13 protein-coding genes and 1 other RNA gene are annotated in these 22,590 nt (G+C 48.9%); 10 read left to right on the top strand and 4 right to left on the bottom strand.

Going from position 1 to position 22,590, the window contains the following annotated elements:
• The first annotated feature begins 145 nt into the window (after nucleotides 1-145).
• From ACO0LH_RS12525 to ACO0LH_RS12510, 4 genes are all read left to right on the top strand, one after another.
• The gene (locus tag ACO0LH_RS12525) at nucleotides 146-1,201 is read left to right on the top strand and encodes a MerR family transcriptional regulator (protein WP_422941420.1); all 1,056 of its coding nucleotides are present in this window, start codon (nucleotides 146-148) and stop codon (nucleotides 1,199-1,201) included.
• 3 nt (nucleotides 1,202-1,204) lie between these two features.
• Complete coding sequence (locus ACO0LH_RS12520) at nucleotides 1,205-2,533, top strand: MFS transporter (protein WP_422941419.1); 1,329 nt, start codon at nucleotides 1,205-1,207, stop codon at nucleotides 2,531-2,533.
• 284 nt (nucleotides 2,534-2,817) lie between these two features.
• Nucleotides 2,818-3,402, top strand: a complete 585-nt coding sequence (locus tag ACO0LH_RS12515; protein ID WP_422941418.1) for a cache domain-containing protein — start codon at nucleotides 2,818-2,820, stop codon at nucleotides 3,400-3,402.
• Between the two features lie 190 nt (nucleotides 3,403-3,592).
• Nucleotides 3,593-5,866, top strand: a complete 2,274-nt coding sequence (locus ACO0LH_RS12510) for an ATP-binding protein (RefSeq protein WP_422941417.1) — start codon at nucleotides 3,593-3,595, stop codon at nucleotides 5,864-5,866.
• A gap of 88 nt (nucleotides 5,867-5,954) precedes the next feature.
• On the opposite strand, the gene ffs is transcribed toward ACO0LH_RS12510, so the two are convergent.
• Nucleotides 5,955-6,053, bottom strand: an RNA gene (gene ffs, locus ACO0LH_RS12505) — signal recognition particle sRNA small type.
• Between the two features lie 82 nt (nucleotides 6,054-6,135).
• The gene (locus ACO0LH_RS12500) at nucleotides 6,136-6,267 is read right to left on the bottom strand and encodes a hypothetical protein (RefSeq protein ID WP_422941416.1); all 132 of its coding nucleotides are present in this window, start codon (nucleotides 6,265-6,267) and stop codon (nucleotides 6,136-6,138) included.
• An 18-nt stretch (nucleotides 6,268-6,285) separates the two neighbouring features.
• On the opposite strand from ACO0LH_RS12500, the gene ACO0LH_RS12495 reads away from it, so the two are divergent.
• The 5 genes from ACO0LH_RS12495 to ACO0LH_RS12475 all read left to right on the top strand — a co-directional run bounded on the left by ACO0LH_RS12495 (nucleotide 6,286) and on the right by ACO0LH_RS12475 (nucleotide 15,920).
• A complete protein-coding gene (locus tag ACO0LH_RS12495; protein WP_422941415.1) occupies nucleotides 6,286-7,209 on the top strand; it encodes an ABC transporter ATP-binding protein in 924 nt (307 codons plus the stop codon).
• A 9-nt stretch (nucleotides 7,210-7,218) separates the two neighbouring features.
• Entirely contained in the window at nucleotides 7,219-10,788 is a 3,570-nt protein-coding gene (locus tag ACO0LH_RS12490) for a M1 family aminopeptidase (RefSeq protein ID WP_422941414.1), read from the top strand.
• Nucleotides 10,789-11,099: 311 nt separating this feature from the next.
• On the top strand, nucleotides 11,100-12,962 hold the full coding sequence (pepF, locus tag ACO0LH_RS12485) for an oligoendopeptidase F (protein WP_422941413.1): 1,863 nt from the start codon (nucleotides 11,100-11,102) through the stop codon (nucleotides 12,960-12,962).
• Between the two features lie 143 nt (nucleotides 12,963-13,105).
• Nucleotides 13,106-15,163: a S46 family peptidase gene (locus tag ACO0LH_RS12480; protein ID WP_422941412.1), complete on the top strand. Its 2,058-nt coding sequence runs from the start codon at nucleotides 13,106-13,108 to the stop codon at nucleotides 15,161-15,163.
• Between the two features lie 163 nt (nucleotides 15,164-15,326).
• Nucleotides 15,327-15,920 carry a hemerythrin domain-containing protein gene (locus ACO0LH_RS12475; protein ID WP_422941411.1) on the top strand — a complete coding sequence of 198 codons (594 nt, stop codon included), beginning with the start codon at nucleotides 15,327-15,329 and terminating at the stop codon, nucleotides 15,918-15,920.
• A 28-nt stretch (nucleotides 15,921-15,948) separates the two neighbouring features.
• Here ACO0LH_RS12475 and ACO0LH_RS12470 read toward each other — a convergent pair whose 3' ends face one another.
• Complete coding sequence (locus ACO0LH_RS12470; protein WP_422941410.1) at nucleotides 15,949-16,845, bottom strand: DMT family transporter; 897 nt, start codon at nucleotides 16,843-16,845, stop codon at nucleotides 15,949-15,951.
• A 100-nt stretch (nucleotides 16,846-16,945) separates the two neighbouring features.
• On the bottom strand, nucleotides 16,946-21,094 hold the full coding sequence (gene hrpA, locus ACO0LH_RS12465; RefSeq protein ID WP_422941409.1) for an ATP-dependent RNA helicase HrpA: 4,149 nt from the start codon (nucleotides 21,092-21,094) through the stop codon (nucleotides 16,946-16,948).
• A 387-nt stretch (nucleotides 21,095-21,481) separates the two neighbouring features.
• Between hrpA and ACO0LH_RS12460 the strand changes: the two genes are divergently transcribed.
• Nucleotides 21,482-22,477, top strand: coding sequence for a tetratricopeptide repeat protein (locus tag ACO0LH_RS12460; RefSeq protein ID WP_422941408.1), 996 nt, complete (start codon nucleotides 21,482-21,484; stop codon nucleotides 22,475-22,477).
• The last annotated feature ends 113 nt before the right edge of the window (nucleotides 22,478-22,590 follow it).

Below are 22,590 nucleotides of genomic sequence, written 5' to 3'. Positions count from 1 at the left end.
CCGATAGATTCGACAAAACCTTTGCTGGCAGGGGTTTTGTCGGGTATAGCCCTGCATAAATTTATCCTTCTAAAAATTTTTCAAAAATTGTTTGACCCTGACGTTGTGTGAGGCTTTATAGTCACCTCATACAGGGAGATCAAGCATGTTATTGAAAATCGGCGAATTGGCCAGCCGCACCGGTCTAACCATACGCACATTGCATCACTACGACAAAATCGGCTTGCTGAAACCCTCAGTGCGTTCAGACGCCGGTTACCGTTTGTATGACAGCGCGGACGTCAAGCGCCTGCACGGTATCCAGGCCTTGCGGCGCCTGGACTTGTCACTGGCTGAAGTGGCAGGACTCGTCAATGCAGAAAATGCTGATTTGCAGAGCATCATAGAACAGCAAATTTCCAGCCTCAACCAGCAAATTTCCCAAAGCATGGCGTTGCGCGAGCGTTTGCAAGAGTTGTCAGGCTTATTGAAAACCAATCATGAACCCAGCCTCGAGTACTGGCTATCGACGCTGGAGATGATGAGTCTATTTGGTAAATATTTCAGCCAGGAAGAGATCGCGAGTATGCGTGAACACAGTTCTCAAAACAAAGGTGGCATAGACTCAAAGATGCAACCACTAATAAAGAAGACCAGGATCTTACTTGATCAAAAAGTGCCACATGACGATCCGCAGGCCAAACAAGTGGCAAAGTCATGGGTGCATACCATGAGCGAGCTGATGCCAGATGCCCGTTTGCTCACCAAGTTCTCATTGATGCACAAGCAAGAGCCATCGCTACAGTCACTTAGTGGCGTCGACGATGAAATGATAGATTACATCACCCGCGCCTCAATAGAGCTGCGCTATGACATTTACTGCAAATATCTGAGCAAAGAGGAGTTGCAATATTTTCGTCCCTCGTTTGCAAAAAATGCCGAGACCTGGTCAAAAATATTTGCCGAATTACAGCAAAAAATGGTGTCCAACTTCCCTGTCGACCATCCGGAAACCCAGGCTTTGCTCTTGCAATGGCGTGTCTTGTTCATGGAAGCCTGGGGCAATCAGCCAGCCACCATGCTCAAGGTCAGGGCCATTCATGAAAAAGAACCGGATTTAGCCAAGGGCGGCGGCATGACACCGAGCCTGATGATGTATGCGCGCCAGGGTTTGGCGTTACTGGAACAAAACGCTCCAGTTGGGGCAAAGAAAAAGGAGTAAAAAATGACTGAAATAAAGACAGAACAGAAAGAGCAAGAAAAAAAAGGCCGGCCGGCCATTTTCAAGGATAGTAATTTTCGCTGGATGATAGGCGGTGGCGCTATCTCCATGCTCGGCGATCAATTCACCTTGATTGCCCTGCCCTGGCTGGTGTTGAAAATGACCGGTGACACTTTGATACTGGGTATGGTACTGGCACTGATCAGCGTACCGCGTGCGCTTTTTATCCTGATAGGCGGTGCATTGGTTGACCGCTATTCACCAAAAACAGTGATGATGCAAACCAAGTATATCAATACCATTTTGCTAGGTATATTGAGTGCGCTGATCTTTGCGGGCAGACTGGAATTATGGATGGTATATACGCTGGCACTGGGTCTGGGGATCTCCACCGCATTCAGCATTCCATCAGGTACATCGATGTTGCCTCGTGTAGTACAGGCGGCACAGTTACAAAGCGCAAACGGCATCATGCTGGGCGTCCGCCAGTTCACCATGTTCATAGGACCGGTGCTTGCAGGTGTGATGATCGCCGTATTTGGCACGCAAGAAAAAGGGGGGCTCAGTGATGCCAACGGTCTGGGCGCAGCTTTTCTGTTTGATTGTTTCACCTATGCCTTTTCAGCCTGGACGCTAAGTCGGGTAAAAATGAATGAAAGTTCAGTTGCAGGCAAACCCATCACAAACGGGCAAGCTGCCACAGGTACGCATTTATTGCAAACTGTCATTGATGGATTGCGTTACTGCTGGAATGAAAAGCAATTGCGTAGCTGTTTCATATACTGGGCCGCAATCGCATTCTTCATCATGGGGCCCATACAAATTGCCTTGCCGGTCATGGCCAATCAATTGAGCAATAGTGCCAGTGCACTTGGCTTACTGGCTGGCGCACATGGTGCCGGTACGCTGCTGGGCATGGCCGTCTCCGGCATGAAACCCGGACTACGCTTTGGCAATCTAGGCCGCACCATATTGTTGATCGATTTTGTAGTGGGCATACTGTTTATACCCATGGGTCTGATCACCGCCAGTTGGCAAGGTGCGCTGATCTTGCTGACTGTGGGCGCGCTGGGCGGCTTCCTGCATGTTTCTGTGTTCACCTGGATACAACGTCAAGTGCCGCCGAATATGATAGGCCGGGCCATGAGCATGTTCATGTTCATATTCATGGGTATAGGGCCAGTCTCGGCTGCGGTAACTGGCTGGTTATTGCGCAGTGTCAGCATCCCGCAATTATTCATGACCAGTGGCACGCTGTTGATTGCGATAGTCTTGCTGGCAATAGGCATCAGCCCCATGCGTGAAGTCACTGATCAGCTCCTTCCCGGCTAATTGTCCACCCGGCTCAGGCTGTACTGCCTGGGGTCGGGTGCTTCACAATCTCCCAGCTTGCCAGCAACTACCTCCCTCTAGCCCCGTGAGAACAATGCCAGGCCAGGCATTTACACGTTCTCTAGCGCAATTATTGTTAAATCGCGTTAATTCCAACTGCAAATAGTTTCTTCCAGGCTTTTTTGTCTGCATTTAGACCTATCATGTAAATATCATGTCTTGCTTGCAGTTAAGCAGTTATTTTGACGCCACCTACTTTCGTATAGGCTTTGTTGTACTCCAATATGACAAGTACCGGTGTAAGATTTAATCGTCTTTTCAGTACAGAGCTGTTTTGTAGTTTTGGATACTTTTCTAAAATAACATCAACGCAAGGAGGCACCATGAAACAGACTTACCTGACACTTGTTTTTGGCATACTGGTCATTGCACAACAAAGCATCGCTGTGGCAGCGGAAAAAAGTACAGAGGCAGAAGCTATCGCGCTGATTCAAAAAGCACAAGAGTACATCAAGAAAAATGGTGTCGAAAAATCAATCGTAGAATTCAATAAACTTGATAGCCCATTTAATACAACCAGTGATATTAATAAAAAGGGCGACCTCTACCTTTTTACGGTAGATCAAAAAGGGTATCAGGCAGTGCATGGGAAAAATCCAAAAATCGTTGGCAAGGTCATGGTGGACATGCGCGATCAGGACGGTGTCTATCTGATCAAGGAAATGGCTGAAAAATGTTTTGCCACTGGAAAGGGTCTGGTTGCGTATCGCTGGCCGAATCCGGTAACAAAAGATCTGGAAAAGAAAAAAGGGTATGTGGAAAGAGTACCTGGGCAAGATTTCTGCATAGGAACAGGCTATTATTATTAAATCCAGATAGCATTGAGAGAAGGTCGTAGTCAGCCTTCTCTATTTTCATTTTTTGAATATGGCGCTTTGCTGAATTTCGTAAAACACTGGCTGCCAGTGATCCTTGAACTCATGTCATGCATCGACAATCTGAGTTCTGACTACAAGCCAAGTTTGTTTAGGTGACTGGTGTCTATTGGAAGGAATTTGCATGGCAGCATCGGCTGAAAGGCCCAAAATTGCAGGCTTGTTTTTCCTGCTACTCGCGGGTGTGGCCATTGCCGCCATCATTTTGCAAACCTGGTGGACAATTGCAGAAGACCGTCAGGTCACGCTCAAATCCGAATATGATAATGGCTTGGTAGCAGTTCGCTTACTTGAAGAACATGCAACGCAAACTCTGCGCGAAGCCGATGGTAACCTGAGCACGGTCATCAGCGCCATTCGATCCATCAGTCGGGAAAAAACCTTGAACGACGATGTTATCCGCGCACTGATCACCAAGGCACAACCGTTCAACAAAGTCTTAAAAGCCCTGCAATTTGTCAATCCTGCCGGTGAAGCATTTGTCAGCACGATTGATTATCCGGCATATCAGGTGGATGCCGACGACAGGACATATATCCCCTATTTGCTCAAGCATCCAGAAATAACCCATCCTGTCATCGGCCATCCGTTTCAGCGATTCTATGACACCGAACTGGTGGTTCCCCTCGCACGGAATATGTTCGCAGAAAATGGCAGACATTTAGGCATCATCAGCACCGATATCAGCGTTTCCTATTTCAGTGCCGTCTATGCACGTGTTGCGAAAGACAGCAAAGCCATCGTGTCTTTATTTACTGAGGATGGGACAGTGATTGTACGCTTCCCCTTTGACAAGCAATTTGTCGGAAAAAAAATTAGCCAGTCACGGATTATCAAAGAGCTTTCAAGCAAGCCCGTTGAGGGTAGCTTCGAGGATAGTCAATTTCTTGATGAACACAATACGATTGCCCGTCTGTATACATATCGTAAAATTGCAGATTTTCCTATCGTGTCGGTCTTTGCCCGCGACAATGATTCCATACTTGCCCCATGGCGCAACCGCAGCCGCGACCGGATAATCTTTTCCGGCGCCACCATTCTCCTGCTTTGCATATTAACCTTCCTGCTTTGGCTACATATACGGCGCCTGCATCTTTCGGAAGATTCCCTGAAAAAATCGGAGACATCCTTGCGCATCAGCGAAGGGAAATTTGTGAATCTTTTCAAGTACTCTCCCATACCCTTGGCCCTGATCAGACTAAGAGATGACAAGCTGGTCGAAGTCAATAACAGGTTCTTGCAGCAAACTGGCTTCAACGCTGATGAAATCATAGGAAAAACACCTCAGGAGGTCAACATCTGGGAAGACTATGCCCTCCGCAGCAGCTACCTGGATTTACTGCGAAAACAGGGCTTTATCGAGCAATTCGAAATGCGCTTTCGCTACAAGGACGGCAGCCTGGCAATCTGTCTGATATCGTCAAGATTGCTCGAATCAGCAGGCGAGAAAATGGTGGTCTTCACGCCTATCGATATTACTCAGATGCGCGCCATTGAAAACCAGATTCGCCAGTTGAATACTGAATTGGAAGAACGCGTAAAACAACGAACTAGAAGCCTGGAAGAAACCAATCTGGAACTGGCGAACGCACTGGACAGCCTGACTACCATGCAAGGCGAGTTAATCCGCTCAGAAAAAATGGCGGCGCTGGGCTCACTCGTCGCCGGCATTGCGCATGAACTCAACACCCCTATCGGCAACAGTGTAACAGTCGCATCAACCTTGCAAGACCATGCGGTAACAATGGAAAATGAGCTGTCAACGATGCAACCGCGCCGTTCCGTTCTGACACAACTGACCCGTGAAACCAGCAAAGGAGCAAACATACTGGTACGTAGCCTGGACAGGGCTGCACAGCTGATACTCAGCTTCAAACAGGTCGCGGTCGATCAATCCAGCAATCACCGGCGCAGTTTTGACCTGAGCACGACATTAAATGAAATCCTGGTGACGCTGGAACCCATGTATGGCAGAACCAGGCATCAGCTAAACGTTGATCTTGCACCTTCTATCATGATGGAAAGCTATCCTGGTGCACTGGCGCAGATCATGACCAATTCCGTCAATAACGCGCTGACCCACGCTTTTGACAATATAGAGCATGGCAACATGCACTTGAAAACGCAGTTGTCGAATGAAAACCAGGTTGAAATTATCTTTAGTGACAATGGCGTGGGTATCGCGCCTGAACATCTGGCGAAGGTATTTGATCCCTTCTTCACGACCAAGCTGGGTAAAGGCGGTTCAGGATTGGGGATGCATATCGTGTACAACCTTGTCACCGATGTGCTGGGCGGTAAAATCGAATTGCGCAGCCAGCTTGGGCAAGGCACCAGCCTGATTTTGGTATTACCTCTTATTGCACCGGTCAAACAGACGGATAAAATCGCGGCCTGAAACCAGACAATGACAGTCGTGCCAGCATATCATGTTGCAAAAAAGCAATGAAAAAGAATAAGACGGGGAAATTCAGAAGAGATTTGAAGTTGGCGAGCCTGGTCTGCGGCACTTGCGGGAAATGACTGTGGCTGCTTCGTTCCCGACCTGACCAGATTGGCCATGCCGCAATGCGCAGGGGCCCGCCAACACGCATTATAGCCTATCAAATACAAACTTGCAGCATTTCGGATTAACTAGCCCATGCAATCCTGCCTGCTTACCCCAATTTATTGATTCAATCCGTAATTTTTCATTTCCATCCCCGCCAAAGCCTGTTTCATCGCATATTTCCATTTGCGCTTTCCATTTACATAAGATACGCCTGCCCGCCCAAGCTGCGCATGGAGCAGTTCAATCATCAGAAAAAGGACAAGAGCATGGAACTTCGCATACAGCATCTCTCAAAACAATACAGTAATGGCGTTCAGGCGCTCAATGACATCTGCCTCAACATACCCGCAGGCATGTTTGGCTTGCTGGGGCCAAATGGTGCGGGCAAATCGACCTTGATGCGTACGCTGGCGACTTTGCAGGACGCAGACTCAGGAACTGCAATGCTGGACAAACTTAATATCTGCGAACAAAAAGATCAAATCCGCCGCTTGCTAGGCTACCTGCCACAGGATTTTGGCCTCTACCCCAAGATTAGTGCCTACGACCTGCTTGATCACTTTGCTGTCTTGAAGGGACTGGACAATCGCAAGCAACGCAAAGAAGTAGTTGACGCCTTACTACATCAAACCAATCTCTACCATGTGAAGAACAAACATCTGGGCGGTTTTTCTGGCGGCATGCGCCAGCGTTTTGGAATTGCCCAGGCACTGCTCGGTGATCCACAACTTATCATCGTTGACGAACCTACCGCTGGGCTTGACCCGGAAGAACGCGTACGTTTTCATAATTTGCTGGCTGACATAGGTGCAGAAAAAATCGTCATTCTGTCTACGCATATCGTGGAAGACGTCGCCGACTTGTGCAATAACATGGCCGTCATCAACAAAGGACGTGTCATATTGACTGGTCAACCATTGGCATTGATAGCGCAGATACAGGGCAAAATCTGGAAGCGTTTTATAGAAAAAGCCGAGCTTGCAGACTGTCAACAAAAGTATCAACTCATTTCCAGTCGCCTGACCTCGGGCCGTACCCTCATCCATGTCTATGCAGACAGCCAGCCTGACAGTGGATTTGAAACCACACAGGGCACTCTGGAAGATGTGTATTTTTCGGCGATGGCAGGTTTGCTGCACGACCCTGCCACGGCTGCTTTGCCAGCGCAACAAGCGCAACCAGTAGCCTGAGGAGCCGCCATGTTAGCAATACTCTTATTTGAGCTGCGTCAAAAATCGCGTAGTCTGTCCAGCTATGTCTATTTCATGGTCTTCTTTTGCCTGGCCTTGTTGTGGATGGCTGTGGCAGGTGGCATGTTCAGCAGTGCATCCATCGGCTTTGGCGGCAAGGTCAATATCAATGCGCCGGTTTCGATTTTTCAAAGTATCACTTTTCTTGGTTACCTGGGCATCAGTACTGTTGCAGCCTTGATGGGGCAAGCTACCCATCAGGATATTGAACATCATACCTGGCACTTCTTCTACAGTGCCCCGATCACAAAACTCCAATACCTGGCCGGTCGTTTTTTGGGCAGCTTAATCACCAGCATTATTATCTTTTCCGCCCTGGGCCTTGGGGCGTGGCTAGGCTGTTATCTGCCTGGTATAGAAGCCATCAGGCTGGGGCCAGTACAGGCTTTATCTTATTTCGTACCCTACCTGTATGCGATATTGCCGAACTTCCTGATCTTTGGTGGCATTTTCTTTACGATGGGTGCGCTCACGCGTCGCATGTTGCCTGTGTATGTTTCCAGCGTGGTATTGATCATCGGTTACCTGGTCGCCCGTTCGCTGAGGACGGATCTCGATAATAAGACAGTCGCTGCCCTGCTTGACCCATTCGGCTCATCTGCGGTCAGCATGATGACGGAATACTGGAGCATTTCTGATAAAAACGCACGGCAAGTGGCCATGGAAGGCATCTTTCTTCTCAATCGCCTGATATGGCTGTGCGTGGGCGTTGCCAGCCTGGCGCTTTGCTACTGGCGCTTTAAATTCGCGGCAATTAGTACCGCGGGCAAGCAAAAGAAAGAAGCACAAATCACGCCTCCTGCCTCTGTCAATCTGCAAAAAGTTACACCACGTTTTTCAGGCTACCGAATATGGAAATTACTGGTTGCTGAAAGTATGCTGAATTTGCGCGAGTCAGTAAAAAACGTGTACTTTATCGTCATACTGCTGGCCGGCGTACTGTTCATGTTTGCGATTTCCGGCTCAGTCACCAAGTTGTTTGGCACACCAACTTACCCAGTCACTTATGCCGTACTGGAAATATTGGGTGGAAGTTTTAGTCTTTTCATGCTCGCCATCACCACCTTTTACGCCGGTGAACTGGTCTGGCGTGAACGGGATGCACGTATTGCGCAATTACTCGATGCACTGCCTGTTCCGAATTACCTGCCATTTACCGCCAAGCTGATTGCATTGATCGCCTTGCAAGGCATCATGCTGGTGGTCTTGATGTTATGTGGCATCCTGATACAAACCATCAAAGGCTATACCAACTATGAAATCGGCCTGTATGCACATCAGCTATTTCTCATGCAATGGCCTGAATATGCCTTGATAGCTGTGCTTGCCATTTCTCTTCAGGTCATACTCAATCACAAGTACCTGGCCTATTTTTTGATGATCGTCTATTACATTGCCATGATCGCCCTGCCGTCGCTGGGTATCGAGCACCCCATGTTCCGTTATGCAGTGACGCCATCCATCATCTATTCGGACATGAATGCCTATGGCCATCTGTTGCCAATTTCGCGCTGGTATCTAGCTTACTGGAGTGGTGCTGCCCTGGTTCTGATCAGCCTGTCTTTAATGCTGTGGGTACGCGGTACGACGACCGCCATCAAGCTGCGTCTGCGCCTGGCAAAAGAGGCGTTCAATGGCGGCAATGCTTTTCTATTACTGGCGGGTCTTGGCCTGTTTTTTGTGACTGGTTCGATTATTTTTTATTTCACGAATGTACTCAATCAATACCAAAACCAGTTCGCATTACAGGCGGAAAATGCCCAGTATGAGAAACGCTATAAACAGTATGCCAGCTATGCGCAGCCACGCATCAGCGACGTACGCTTGAATGTTGATATTTATCCAGAAACGCGTAGCGCGCATATCAAAGGCAGCTATCAATTGATTAATCGCAGCCAGCATCCAATACAGGAAATTTTCATCACACAGAATGACGACATACACATCGTCACGATGAGCCTGGATGCTGCCAATGAAAAGGGAGTAAACGACAGCAAACTCGGGTTTTATGCATATAAACTGAAAACAGCCTTGCCAGTTGGCGAGAAGCTGAACTTGAATTTTGAGCTTGAAATTGCACCCAAAAATTTCCTGGGTATGAGCAAGGACAACACACTGTTCTACAATGGCAGTTTTTTCAATAATACATTGATGCCACACATAGGCTATCAGCCTGCGATGGAACTTGGCGAAAACAAAACCAGGCGCGAGCATGGTTTGCCAGAAAAAGAAAGAATGGCTGAACGCGATGACCCCAAGGCACTGGCAAACAACTATCTTGCCAATGACGCAGACTGGATTAATTTCGATGCCGTTGTTTCCACCTCAGCAGATCAGATGGCAGTTGCCCCCGGCACTTTAAAACGCCAATGGCAAGAGCATGGCCGCAACTATTATCACTACGCTCCGGAGCAGGCTATTCTGAATTTTTATGCGTTTTTGTCTGGGCGGTATGAGGTAAAGCAGTCGCAATGGCAAAACATTCCCATAGAAATCGACTATCACAAAGGACATGCCTATAATCTCGACAGCATGATAAGCAGCGTGCAAAAATCGCTTGATTACTACACGAAGAATTTCGGCCCTTATCAGCATAAGCTGGTCAGGATTATCGAATTCCCACGTTATGCGAGGTTTGCCCAGGCCTTCCCCAACACTATCCCGTTTTCGGAAAGTATAGGCTTTATCGCGCATGTTGATAACAACAACCCCAAAGAGATCGATTACCCTTTCTATGTGACAGCGCATGAAGTCGCACATCAGTGGTGGGGCCATCAAGTCATATCAGGCAACAGCAAGGGTGGCACCGTTCTGGTAGAAACTCTGGCCCAGTATTCAGCATTGATGGTGATGAAGCATACCTATGGCGAGGCAACCATGCGCCGTTTCCTGCAATTTGAACTGGACCGTTATCTGCAAGGCCGCAGCCAGGAAAAGAAAAAGGAATTGCCGCTGGCGCTGAATGAAAACCAGGACTACATCCACTATTCCAAAGGCAGCCTGGCCATGTACCTGCTGCAAGACCTGATTGGTGAAGACAAGGTCAATCAGGCGCTGCGTGAAGTTATCGCCGCATATGCCAACAAGGGCGCCCCCTACCCCAGCAGCAGTGTCCTGGTAAGCGCACTACGCGAGGCAGCACCGGCAGACAGGCAGTATCTGATCGATGATTTGTTCGAATCCATCATCCTGTTTGAAAACCGTGCGCTGTCGGCAACGGCCAAAGCCTTGCCTGACAACCAGTATGAAATAGTCATGAAAGTCAGCAGTAATAAGTTAAAAGCGGATGAGCTTGGTGCCGAAAAAGAAGTGCCCTTGAAAGACTGGATAGATATCGGTGCTGACGATAAAGATGGCAAGCCTTTGTTGCGTGAAAGAAAATTCATTGACCGTAAGGAGATGGACTTCACATTCATCGTCAAGGGCTTGCCAGCCAGGGCAGGCATTGATCCCGACAATAAGTATATTGACCGCAAACCCAGCGACAATTTGATTAAAGTCGACATCATCGGAAAGTAGGCTTGTAAAACGGTAATTGGTGAAGAAAAGGCAAACCCATGGTTTGCCTTTTCTTCATTTGCCAGTCCAATGATTTCCATGGCAAAAATAAACAGGACAACAAGTTGCCGTATGCGGATTATTCGCTATTTCATTTATACTTAACAAAATAGCCAGAAAATATATTTCCAATTTACCTTTAAATTTGAGAACTTTCAGATCAGAATACTGACCAAGCGAAGGATGATGCCAGAAGTATATGTAAAATAATCCGACAAGCTTCCCTCCGCTTCAGTCTTTACCTCACCATCAACAAAACTGGACGCTACGCCATGCACAAACATCTTGTACGCAGCTTGTTCGCTGTTGCTTTGACTTTACCAGCCATTTCCTATGCGGCCAACGCCAGCGAGACAGAAGCTGATCGCTGGAACCTGAATGATATGTACCCGACCAAGGCAGATTGGGACAAAGACGCCATGACACTGGAAGTGCAATTAAAGCAATTCCAAACTTGCAGCGGTCATTTGGGCGACAACTTACCGCGCTTCAAGACCTGCCTGGATCTGAATTCTGACTTGTTCAAGCGATACGCACGTCTTTCAAGCTATGCATCCCAGTTTCGCGACCAGGACACTGGTGATAATGCCGGGATGGATTTAGGGCAGCGTTCAGATATCCTGGGCAGCAAAGTCGAAGAAGCGACTTCTTTCATCCGTCCAGAAATACTTGGCATGGGTGCCCAGAAGGTGCAGGCTTTCATGGCGAAAGATAAAAAGCTGGCGATTTACGCCCACCAGATAGACGATATCCTGCGCTCAGGCAAGCATACGCTGGATAAACGCGGCGAAGAAATCATCGCCAGCTTTGGCATGGCAACCAACACCGCCAGCGCCGTCTATTCAACGCTGTCGAATGCCGAAATGCCGTGGCCAACGGTAAAACTGTCTACTGGTGAAGAGGTCAAGATTGACCAGGCTGCTTACACGAAATACAGGGCCGCACCCAACCGTGCAGACCGCAAACTGGTATTTGATGCCTTCTGGGGCAAATGGAAAGAATTTGAACGCAGCTATGGCGTGACTTTCTATGAGCAATTGAAGCGCGATTCGGTGTATGCCAAAGTACGCAATTACCCCGATTCACTGACGCAAGCGCTGGATAACAATAAACTGCCAAGGGAAGTCTATGACACTCTGGTAACGCAGACCCGCGCCAACCTGCCTACCCTGCACCGCTACTTCAAGCTACGCGCAAAACTGCTGGGTGTGCAAGACCTGCGCTATTACGATATTTATCCACCGCTGGTTTCAGGCAACTTCAAATATCCTATCAATGAAGGTGTGAAACTGATGCTGGAATCCGTCAAGCCATTGGGTGATGATTACACCAAGGCCATGACGAAAGCCACCACTGAGCGCTGGATGGATGTATACCCTCGTCCACGCAAACGTTCTGGTGCCTACATGAATGGCGCAGCCTATGATGTCCACCCTTACCTGCTACTCAATTATAACGATGACTATGAGTCTGTATCAACGCTGGGACATGAGTGGGGTCATGCCATGCATTCTTACCTGGCCAATAAACATCAGGCGTTCATCAATGCAGATTATCCGACATTCACGGCAGAAATTGCTTCTACAACCAATGAAGTTTTCCTGCTCGACCATATGCTGAAAATCGCCAAAAGCGATGACGAACGTTTGCTCTACCTGGGCTCGGCACTGGAAAACCTGCGTGGCACATTCTTCCGTCAGGCCATGTTTGCCGATTTCGAGCGCGAAGTACACAGCAAGGTCGACAAGGGCGAATCCCTGACTGGCGAAGGCTTGAGCAAAATCTATGGTGATATCCTGAAAAGCTATCACGGCGACAAAGAAGGCGTAATGAAGATCGACGACACCTATGCCGTCGAATGGGCTTACATCCCGCACTTCTACAATCGTTTCTATGTATTCCAGTACGCAACATCGATAGCAGCAGGCTCCATGTTTGCTGATGAAGTATTGAAAGGCAAAGCTGGCGCAAGAGATAATTACCTCAACATTTTGAAAGCTGGCGGTTCTGCTTATCCTTACGAACTGGTAAAAGCTGCTGGTGTAGACCTGGCTTCACCTGCCCCTTACCAGGCAGTATTTGCCCGCATGAACAAAATCATGGATCAGATTGAGGCTATACAGGCAAAACGCTGAAGAAAACCGGCTGGGTTAACAAATCCATTTCTGCGCTCGCTGGACCTCATCCGTCAATGGAGTACAGTGAGCAGTTGATAAAAACTTTGTGCGCATCGCTTGGTCAAGAATGCGCACATTTTTTTAATACAGAGACGAACATCATGATGCAAAAGAAATTCTTGTTTCTTGCCCTGACTCTTCCAGGGCTAGCGTACGCAGCAGAAGGCATGTGGACGCTGGATAACCTGCCGTTGGATAAAATGCAGGTCGAATATGGCTTCAGACCCAGTGCAGAGTGGATTAAAAATACCATGCTCAGCTCAGTCAAACTGCCTGGCTGCTCCGGATCTTTCGTATCCAAAGATGGCCTGGTCATGACCAATCACCACTGCGCGTCTGGCTGTATAGAACAATTATCGACAGCAAAGCAAAACTATGTGGCCAATGGCTTCCTAGCCAAAAAGCGAGAAGAAGAACAGGCTTGCCCGGCAATGGAGTTAAACCGGCTGGAAGAAATCACCGATGTGACAGAAGAAATCAAGAAAGCGACCGCAGGGCTGGAAGGCGCCGCATTCAAGCAGGCGCAAAATGCCATGAATGCCAAGCTTACCGGCGCATGTGTTGGTGAAGATAAAGAAAAAACTCGTTGCGATATCGTCGATCTCTATCATGGTGGGCGCTACCATTTGTACAAATATCATCGCTATGCTGATACCCGTCTGGTGTGGGCACCTGAAAAAGCCATTGCCTTCTTCGGCGGCGACCCCGACAACTTCAATTTTCCACGTTATGACCTCGATATTACGATGTTGCGGGTTTACGAAAACGGCAAACCGGCAGAAATCAAGAACTTCTTCCCCTTCAACAAGACTGGCCCACAAGACGGAGAATTGACTTTTGTCACTGGCCACCCCGGTTCAACGCAACGCCAGTTCACCATGGCGCAATTGATTACCCTGCGCGACCTGGGCCTGATTGACGGCTTGCAGCATTCTGCCGAATTACGTGGCGTTATCAGCCAATACCGCAAAACCAGCCCGGAAGCAGCACGTACTGCCGATCAAACCTTGTTCGGTCTTGAAAACAGCTATAAATCCGGTATAGGCAAACTGCAAACCCTGCTAAATCCGGAATTTATCAAACGCAAGGAAGCAGAAGAAGCCAGCCTGCGCCAATATGTTGACTCCAGACCCGAACTGAAGGAAAAAATCGGTAACGCCTGGGATGAAATTGCCAAAGCGCAGGAAAAATACCGCACACTTTTCAAGCTGAACGGAATGACCGAGGGTAGCAGTGCATTTTCCAGCAATTATTTCCGCATAGCCCGCAACCTGGTTCGCGCAGCAGATGAACGAAGCAAACCAAATCAAAACCGCATCCCCGAGTTTACCGATACGCGACTACCAGCATTGCAGCAATCACTGTTCTCAAAAGCACCTATCTATCCTGAATTTGAAAAAATAAAGCTGACGCATTCCCTCAGTAAAATGCGTGAGGACCTGGGTGTCGATCATGCTTTCGTCAAACAGGTTTTAGGCAAATTATCGCCAGAACAGTTAGCCGACAAGTTGATAGACAATACCAAGTTGGCCGATATCGCCTATCGTAAATCATTGTGGGATGGTGGCAAGGAAGCGATTACCCAATCAGATGACCCATTTATCAAACTGGCCCTGGCTATAGACGTAGAATCACGCCTATACCGCAAACGCATGGAACAGGAAGTGCAAGCTATTGTTCAAAAAAATTCTGAACTGATTGCCCAGGCGCGCTTTGCGCAATCAGGTACCAGTGTTTACCCAGATGCCACCGGGACACTGCGCATATCTTACGGCCAGGTTAAAGGCTGGGAAACTGGTGAAGAGAAAGTTAAACCTTTTACCAATTTTGGTGGGGCTTTCCAACGCGATACCGGAGCCTACCCATTTGCTTTACCTGCATCCTGGCACAATGCAAAAAACCGCATGAATTTGCAACAGCACTATAACTTTGTTACCGACAACGACATCATCGGTGGCAATTCTGGCAGCCCCATCATCAATAAAAACGGGGAAATCGTAGGCCTGGTTTTTGACGGCAATATCCATTCCCTCGGTGGTGCATTCTGGTTTGACGGCCGCACTAACCGTGCGGTTGCAGTCCATAGCGGTGGCATACTGGAAGCCATGGACAAAATCTACGATGCCAAAGAACTCTTGAAAGAATTGACCAGCAAATAAATCCTGCTTCAGCTTGCAGGCCCGCTTACCTGATGGCAAGCGGGCTTTTTATTTTCTGTCACAATATTTACAGCTTACCCTTGATCACTTTTGATCCTCGTCAACAGAGTAGATTTTCCAGGTAGTACATTAGAAAAAAATAGTCGGAAGGCAAATCCTGATCATGAGAACTACCTACCCTGTCTCTTTAAACATCATCCGGGATGAGCATGAACACCTGTCGGCCGTCATTCAAGGCATGCGTTATTTTGTCCAGCAAATAGACAATGGTGGCAAGGCGCCAGATTTAAAAGTGTTTCGCGCCATGCTTTATTACATCATGGCCTACCCTGAAAAAGTACATCATCCCAAAGAAGATAAGTATCTGTTTGCCAAAATCAAGGAGAGAACACATCAGCTTGATGCTGAACTCGATGCCTTGAGTGAACAACATATGCAGGGAGAACTGCTGGTACACCGCTTACAGACTGCCTTGCTCGATTATGAATTTGCCGGCACCGCTGCCTTTCCGCATTTTCGTGAATTGGTGGAACAATATGTAATGTTTTACTTCAAGCACATGCGCAAGGAAGAGGAAGAAATTATTCCGGTCGCCAGGCAGGTTTTAAACAATATGGACTGGAAAGAAGTGGATGCAGCATTCATGCAAAACCGTCAAAAGCTTGATGAGGCAGGTGAACGTTGCAAATATGAAGACTTATTCTCTACGATTGTTAATATCAGCCCGGCGCCGATAGGCGTGGCTGACCCGCTTTGAATCAGCCCAGTCTGGTTTTACGTGTTTTTCAGCGGCGCGATGACAAAATGATGCCGCCAACGATGAGTAAAAAGGCCAGCGCATGAAAGAGGTGGGGTGTTTCACCTAAGAAAGCGGATGACATCAGTGCCGCAAACAAAGGTGTCAGGTTACTGAAAAAAGCTGCCACGCTGGGTCCGACCCGTTGCACACCTGCGCCCCAGCACCGGAACGCAATGACTGCGGGTCCGATTGCGACAAAGGCCAAGGCAGCCAGCAAAGCAGGGTTCCAGTGTATGACAGGGCTCGTCACAGTCCACTCAAGCGCAGAAAATGCCGCAGACCACAGAACCCCAAAGCTCACTTGCGCCAATAAAAAATCAGCCCAGTGCCGTCGCAAATCATCGTCATTGCCACGTGTCAGCAACCAGCTATATACCGACCAGGTAATCGTGGCAATGATCATGAACAGGTCGCCCGACACCAGGCGTAACGCCAACAAATGCGCCATGTCACCGCGACTCAGTACGACCAGTACGCCAGCGATAGACAAACTAGCGCCAGCCATTTGCCAGTGTGTAATTTTCGCCTGGAAAAACCAGCTGCCTACCAACAGCATCCACACCGGCATGCTGGCTGCCACGAGGGTGACATTGATTGGCGAAGAACTTTGCAAAGCCAGATATTGCAAGGCATTATAAAGACCCACTCCCAGCAAACCCAGCACGGCATAACGCCGCCAGTTCAGCCACAGCATGCTGCCACGGCGAAAAATGCGGTAAGCCATAGGTAAAAGTATCAGGAAAGCCAATACCCAGCGCATGAAATTCAGGGTAATCGGTGGCACCATTTCGTGGATCATACGCCCGACAACAGCATTCCCGGCCCATAGTAAAGGTGGAATAACCAGCAAAAATATTGTTGCGGGGTTCAATTTATGATTCATGAATTTCAGCACGTCTATAAAAAAGCAGGCAGTATCAGATCCCTTGACCTGATACTGCCTTTAGCATACAACAAGAAAAAAAGCTTTGCCTGCGGCCACGCTATCGCTGCAAACTCTCCCACACTTTTTGCAGACGCTTCACAGACACTGGCATGGGTGTACGCAACTCCTGTGCGAACAACGATACCCGCAATTCCTCCAATAACCAGCGAAATTCCAGCAATTTGGGGTCAGCATCAACACCTGTCTTGCGTGGATGGCGCTGCCATGCCTGGGCCACACTATTCCACTCTGCCATCAGTTTGACATCACGTGCAGGGTCGGCACGCAGCTTGTCCATACGCACGGTAATTGCTTTGAGATAGCGCGGGAAATGCGCGAGCTGGGCAAAATCATTGTCCGCAATAAAGCGTTTCGTCACCAGCGATTGCAATTGCGCCTGCATGTCGGTTGCGGCTTGCGCATGCGCTTTGATACATTGTAATTTTTTTGGCAGGCTATGATACTCTGCCAAAATTTGTGCGGCCATGCGGGCAATTTCATTGGCCAGCAAATTCAGCCTGGCCTTGCCCTCTTCCCTGCGTTTATTGAATTCACCGGAATTGGAAGGCAAGGGATTTTGCAGACAGGCACTGTCGATGGCAGTTTGTATGATCTGGTCACGTAATTCCTCTTGCGAACCCAGCGTCATGAACTGCATCCCCATTTGCTGCAAACCAGGGATATTTTTTTCCAAAAACTTGACCTGGTCTTTCAATTGCAAGGCGAACAGTCGGCGCAAGCCTGTACGGTGCACACGTGCCGCCTCATCGGGGTCATCAAAGACTTCGATATGGCAATGCGTGAGCTTATCTACCAAAGCAGGATAGCCGATCAGGGTCTGTTTGCCTTGCTGCACTTCCAGCAATTCTGGCAGGCTGTCAAAAGTCCAGGCCGTCAGGTTTTCCTGTTTGATGACTGGTGTGGGCGCAGTAATGCTTTGCTGTGACTTAAGCGTCTTTGCATCTGCCAGCGAATTTTGTTTTGCATTGACTGGTGCAGTTACTGCACCAGCATCAAGTAAAGCTAGTTTCTCTGCACTGGCAATACGCTGAAAACTTTCACGTGCCTGACCACCAAATTCTGCGCGCAGCGTTGCCAGGTTGCGCCCCATTTCCAGTTGACGGCCATGTTCATCAACGACCTTGAAGTTCATGCTCAGATGCACAGGTACGGTTTCAAATTTGAAATCAGTGCTCTTGCATAACAGGCCTTTTTGCTCCCGGATATCGGCAATCACGGCATCAAGGAAATTACCTTTACCAAAATCATTACGCTCACAGAAGCCCCCTGCATATTCTGGCAGGGGAACACAATGGCGGCGTATTTTTTGCGGCAGCGACTTGATCAGTAAATGCACTTTTTCTTTCAACATGCCCGGCACCAGCCATTCACAACGGTCGGCAGATACCTGGTTCAGTGAAAACAAAGGCACGGTCAGCGTCACACCATCGCGAGGGCTGCCTGGTTCAAAGTGATAGCTGAGCTGCAAGGCCACACCTGAAACCTGCATGGTCTTGGGGAATAAATCCGTCGTGACGCCTGCTGCCTCATGGCGCATCAACTCATCCTTGTTCAGGTAGAGGAGCTTTGGACTGGTTATTGTTGCTTCCTTATGCCATTGCTCAAACAACACAGCGTTATACACATCGGCAGGCAATAGCTGGTCATAAAAGGCGACAATCAGCTCTTCATCCACCAGCACATCCAGGCGGCGTGATTTGTGTTCGAGGTTTTCAATCTCACGCACCAGCTTCTGGTTATAGGCAAAGAAAGGTGCGCGCGTATCAAACTCGCCTTCCACCAGGGCATCGCGTATGAACATTTCCCGTGCTTCTGCCGGATGCGTCAGCCCATACTGGGTGCGGCGCTGGCTATACACGACCAGGCCATACAGGGTGGCGCGTTCAAAGGCGGATACCTGTCCGGCGCGTTTTTCCCAGCGTGGTTCACCATAGGATTTTTTCAGCAGGTGTCCGCCGATTTTCTCCAGCCATTCAGGATTGATCTGGGCGATGCAGCGGCCATACAGTCGTGTGGTATCGACCAGTTCAGCCGCCATGATCCAGCGCCCGGCTTTTTTAACCAAAGTAGAACCTGGCCAGATATAAAACTTGATGCCACGCGCACCGAGGTAATGCGCTTCTTCATCTGACTTGTAGCCAATATTGCCGAGCAAACCTGTCAACAATGACAGGTGCAATTGTTCATAAGTCGCCGGCGCTTCATTCAAACGCCAGCCCTGTTCCTTGATGATGGTCAGCAATTGCGAATGTACTTCACGCCATTCGCGCAAGCGCATCTGGCTCAGGAAATTGGCGCGGCAATTGTCTTGCAACTGGCGATTCGTCTTTTTATGTTCGATGGCATCTTCAAACCATGACCATATTTTCAGGTAAGACTGGAATTCGGATTTTTCATCGGCAAATTTCTTGTGCGCCATGTCCGCAGCAGCCTGCGCATCCATGGGACGGTCACGCGGATCTTGCACAGACAAGGCAGCAGCAATGATCAACACTTCCTGCAAGGCCTGGTTGTCACGCGCAGCCAAAATCATGCGCCCTACCCTTGGATCCAAAGGCAGCTTTGCCAATTGCCTGCCTACCGGCGTCAACTGATTGACTTCGTCCATCGCCCCCAGTTCTTGCAGGAGCTGGTAGCCGTCAGCAATCGCCCGGCCAGGTGGCGGCTCAATGAAGGGGAAAGTTTCAACATCGGTCAGGCGCAAAGACTTCATGCGCAAGATAACTGCCGCCAGTGACGAGCGTAAAATCTCAGGCTCGGTAAATTTTGGCCTTAGCAGATAATCCTGCTCATCGTACAAACGTATGCAGACACCAGCAGCAACGCGACCACAACGACCGGCACGCTGATTGGCAGCAGACTGGGCGACAGCCTCTATCTGCAACTGCTCGACTTTATTCCGGTAGCTATAGCGCTTGACGCGTGCCAGACCGGCATCAACGACATAGCGTATACCTGGCACAGTCAGCGAGGTTTCAGCTACGTTGGTTGCCAGCACGATGCGGCGCGCATTGGAGGTCTTGAATACCCGCTCCTGCTCTTGTGCTGACAGTCGCGCAAACAGGGGCAAAATCTCCACATGCGGCGGATGATGTTTGCGCAAGGCCTCAGCGGCATCGCGAATCTCGCGTTCGCCTGGCAAAAATACCAGCACATCGCCCGAACCCACGCGACACAATTCATCAACGGCATCGGTAATGGCCGTCATCAAATCGCGCTCCTTGTCTTTTTCCGTATCCTGTATCGGGCGATAACGTACTTCTACCGGATACAGGCGGCCTGACACTTCAATGACAGGTGCAGGTTTGGGTTCTGCGCCACGGCTGTCAGCAAAATGATTGGCAAAGCGTTGTGCATCAATAGTGGCTGAAGTGATGATCACCTTCAGGTCACGGCGTTTTGGCAGCAACTGCTTCAGGTAACCGAGCAGGAAATCAATATTCAGGCTGCGCTCATGCGCTTCATCGATGATGATGGTGTCATATTGCTTCAACAATGGATCGGTTTGCGTCTCTGCCAGCAAAATCCCATCTGTCATCAGCTTGACCGAGGCACCTTTGCTCAGGGTATCGGTAAACCGCACTTTAAAGCCGACGTGCTCGCCCAGCGGCGAATTCAATTCTTGCGCAATGCGCTTTGCCGTTGACGATGCGGCAATACGCCGTGGCTGGGTATGACCGATCAGGCCTTTTTGCCCTCGCCCCAGTTCCAGGCAAATTTTAGGTAATTGCGTAGTTTTGCCTGAACCGGTCTCACCACAGACAATGATGACCTGGTGTTTTTGCAAGGCTTCGGCAATTTCAGCACGCTTGCCCGACACCGGCAATTCTTCAGGAAAAATAATGGCTGGCAGAGGATGGCGAAACGGCAGGCTGGGTTCTTCAGTCTTGACGGCCGCTGGCCTGGCACGCTCAGCATGCTGCTGAGCGCCTTTCTGATTATCCCGTCGCCCAGGTTTGGCTTCGTTTTGCACATGACGCCGGTTTGCATCTGCCGCTGGTACGCGCTGGCGTGGCGCTCGCGCCTGTGTACCGCCAGTTGACATGCTTACTTCCGCTGCCGGCGGCACCGGTACGCTGGCAGATTCACGCAATTGTTGACGTAGGCCGTGCAAACCCGATAAACCATCTATCGTGGTGGGCGGTGCTTTCCTGGGGGAGTTTTTAGGTGTTTGATTTGAAGACATAGCGCTGCGCATTATCCCAGATTTTTGACATGGGCAGTGAAGCCATACGATCATTCAGTTATTAGCCGCCATACAACAACAAAAATGCAGTCAATGCGTTCTGGCGACATGAAGCAATTAAATGCGATTTGAGAATTAAGATAAACGATTTTTTCTGCAATTTACACTATACTAAAAACTGGCAGCGCCCATCTCAAATTCCCTTTCCGTACAATTGCACGTGGAGGTCATATGAAATTCTGGATATGTCTTTTTTTCGCCAGCCTACTAACCGCCTGCGCCAGTCAGTCGACGCAAAAGTTAGGCAATCTACAATTTAATGATCGGGGCTTTGCCCCTCCGTCAACGTCGATAGATGCCAGCCAGGTGATGGCCGTCAGCAAAGAAATGACGCGATATCTTCAAAATGAAGTCTCACCGCAATTACTCAAAAAGGGAGCGCAACGGGCACTGTTCGATGCACTTTCAGCAAAAAATCAAATCCAGCTGGAATATGATGCAGAGATGACACGAAATGCGGCACAGGCATTCCAGGCGAGGTCAGGCAACTGCCTTTCATTGGTACTGATGACCGCCTCCCTGGCAAAAGAACTGGGCTTGAATGTGCAATATCAAAACGTGATGCTCAGTGAATCATGGAGCCGCACCAATGAGATGTATTTCTCATCTGGCCACGTCAATATTGTCTTGGGAAAAAGACCCATTTTGTCGCAATATGGGAATGAATATAATCCTTCCATGATTATTGATTTTCTTCCTCCAAGCGAGATTCGCGGTCAGCGTAGTGAAATCATTGGCGAGCAGACCGTCATCGCCATGTATCTGAATAACCGCGCAGCAGAATTAATGGCCCAGCATCAGGTTAACGATGCGTATTGGTTTGCCCGGGAAGCATTGCAAGCTGACCCCCATTTTCTTGTTGCTTACAATACCTTGGGCGTAGTCTATCGCCAGCATGGCGATCTGGCTTTGGCAGAAAGTGTTTTCAAACAAATTCTGGCTCAAGAGCCTGACAACACGATGGCCCTGAGTAATTTGGTCGAAACCTTACGCAAGGCAGATCGCCCGCAAGACGCGCTGACATACGCCAGTCGTCTGGAAAAACTGCAACCCTACCCGCCGTTCTATTTTTTTAATCGCGGTCTGGCTGCCATGGAAAAGAGAGATTTCAAAGAGGCCAAAACCTTGTTTAAAAAAGAAATCACACGTGATCCGAATTATGACGAATTCCATTTATGGCTTGCACTGGCGCATTTGAATTTAGGAGAAATGCCCGAGGCCACCGATGAATTGATATTGGCCAAAGACAATAGCACGACGCGTAAATCCCGTGATTTGTACCTCAGCAAACTGGAGAAAATTCGCACCTCGTCAACACATTGAATGATGTCCAGGTTGAGAAGCTGGTCAAAACCCATTTTTTCACTTGCTTTTTACACCTCGTTACCACAATGTGGGAATTCGGCCACATTGTGCAAACATCTGCGCTCGCGTCT

The sequence above is a fragment of the Undibacterium sp. TJN19 genome, assembly GCF_049339485.1.
Classification (GTDB): domain Bacteria; phylum Pseudomonadota; class Gammaproteobacteria; order Burkholderiales; family Burkholderiaceae_D; genus Undibacterium.
The sequence above is the reverse complement of the archived record's forward strand: the minus strand, read 5'-3'. Positions and strand labels throughout refer to the sequence as shown.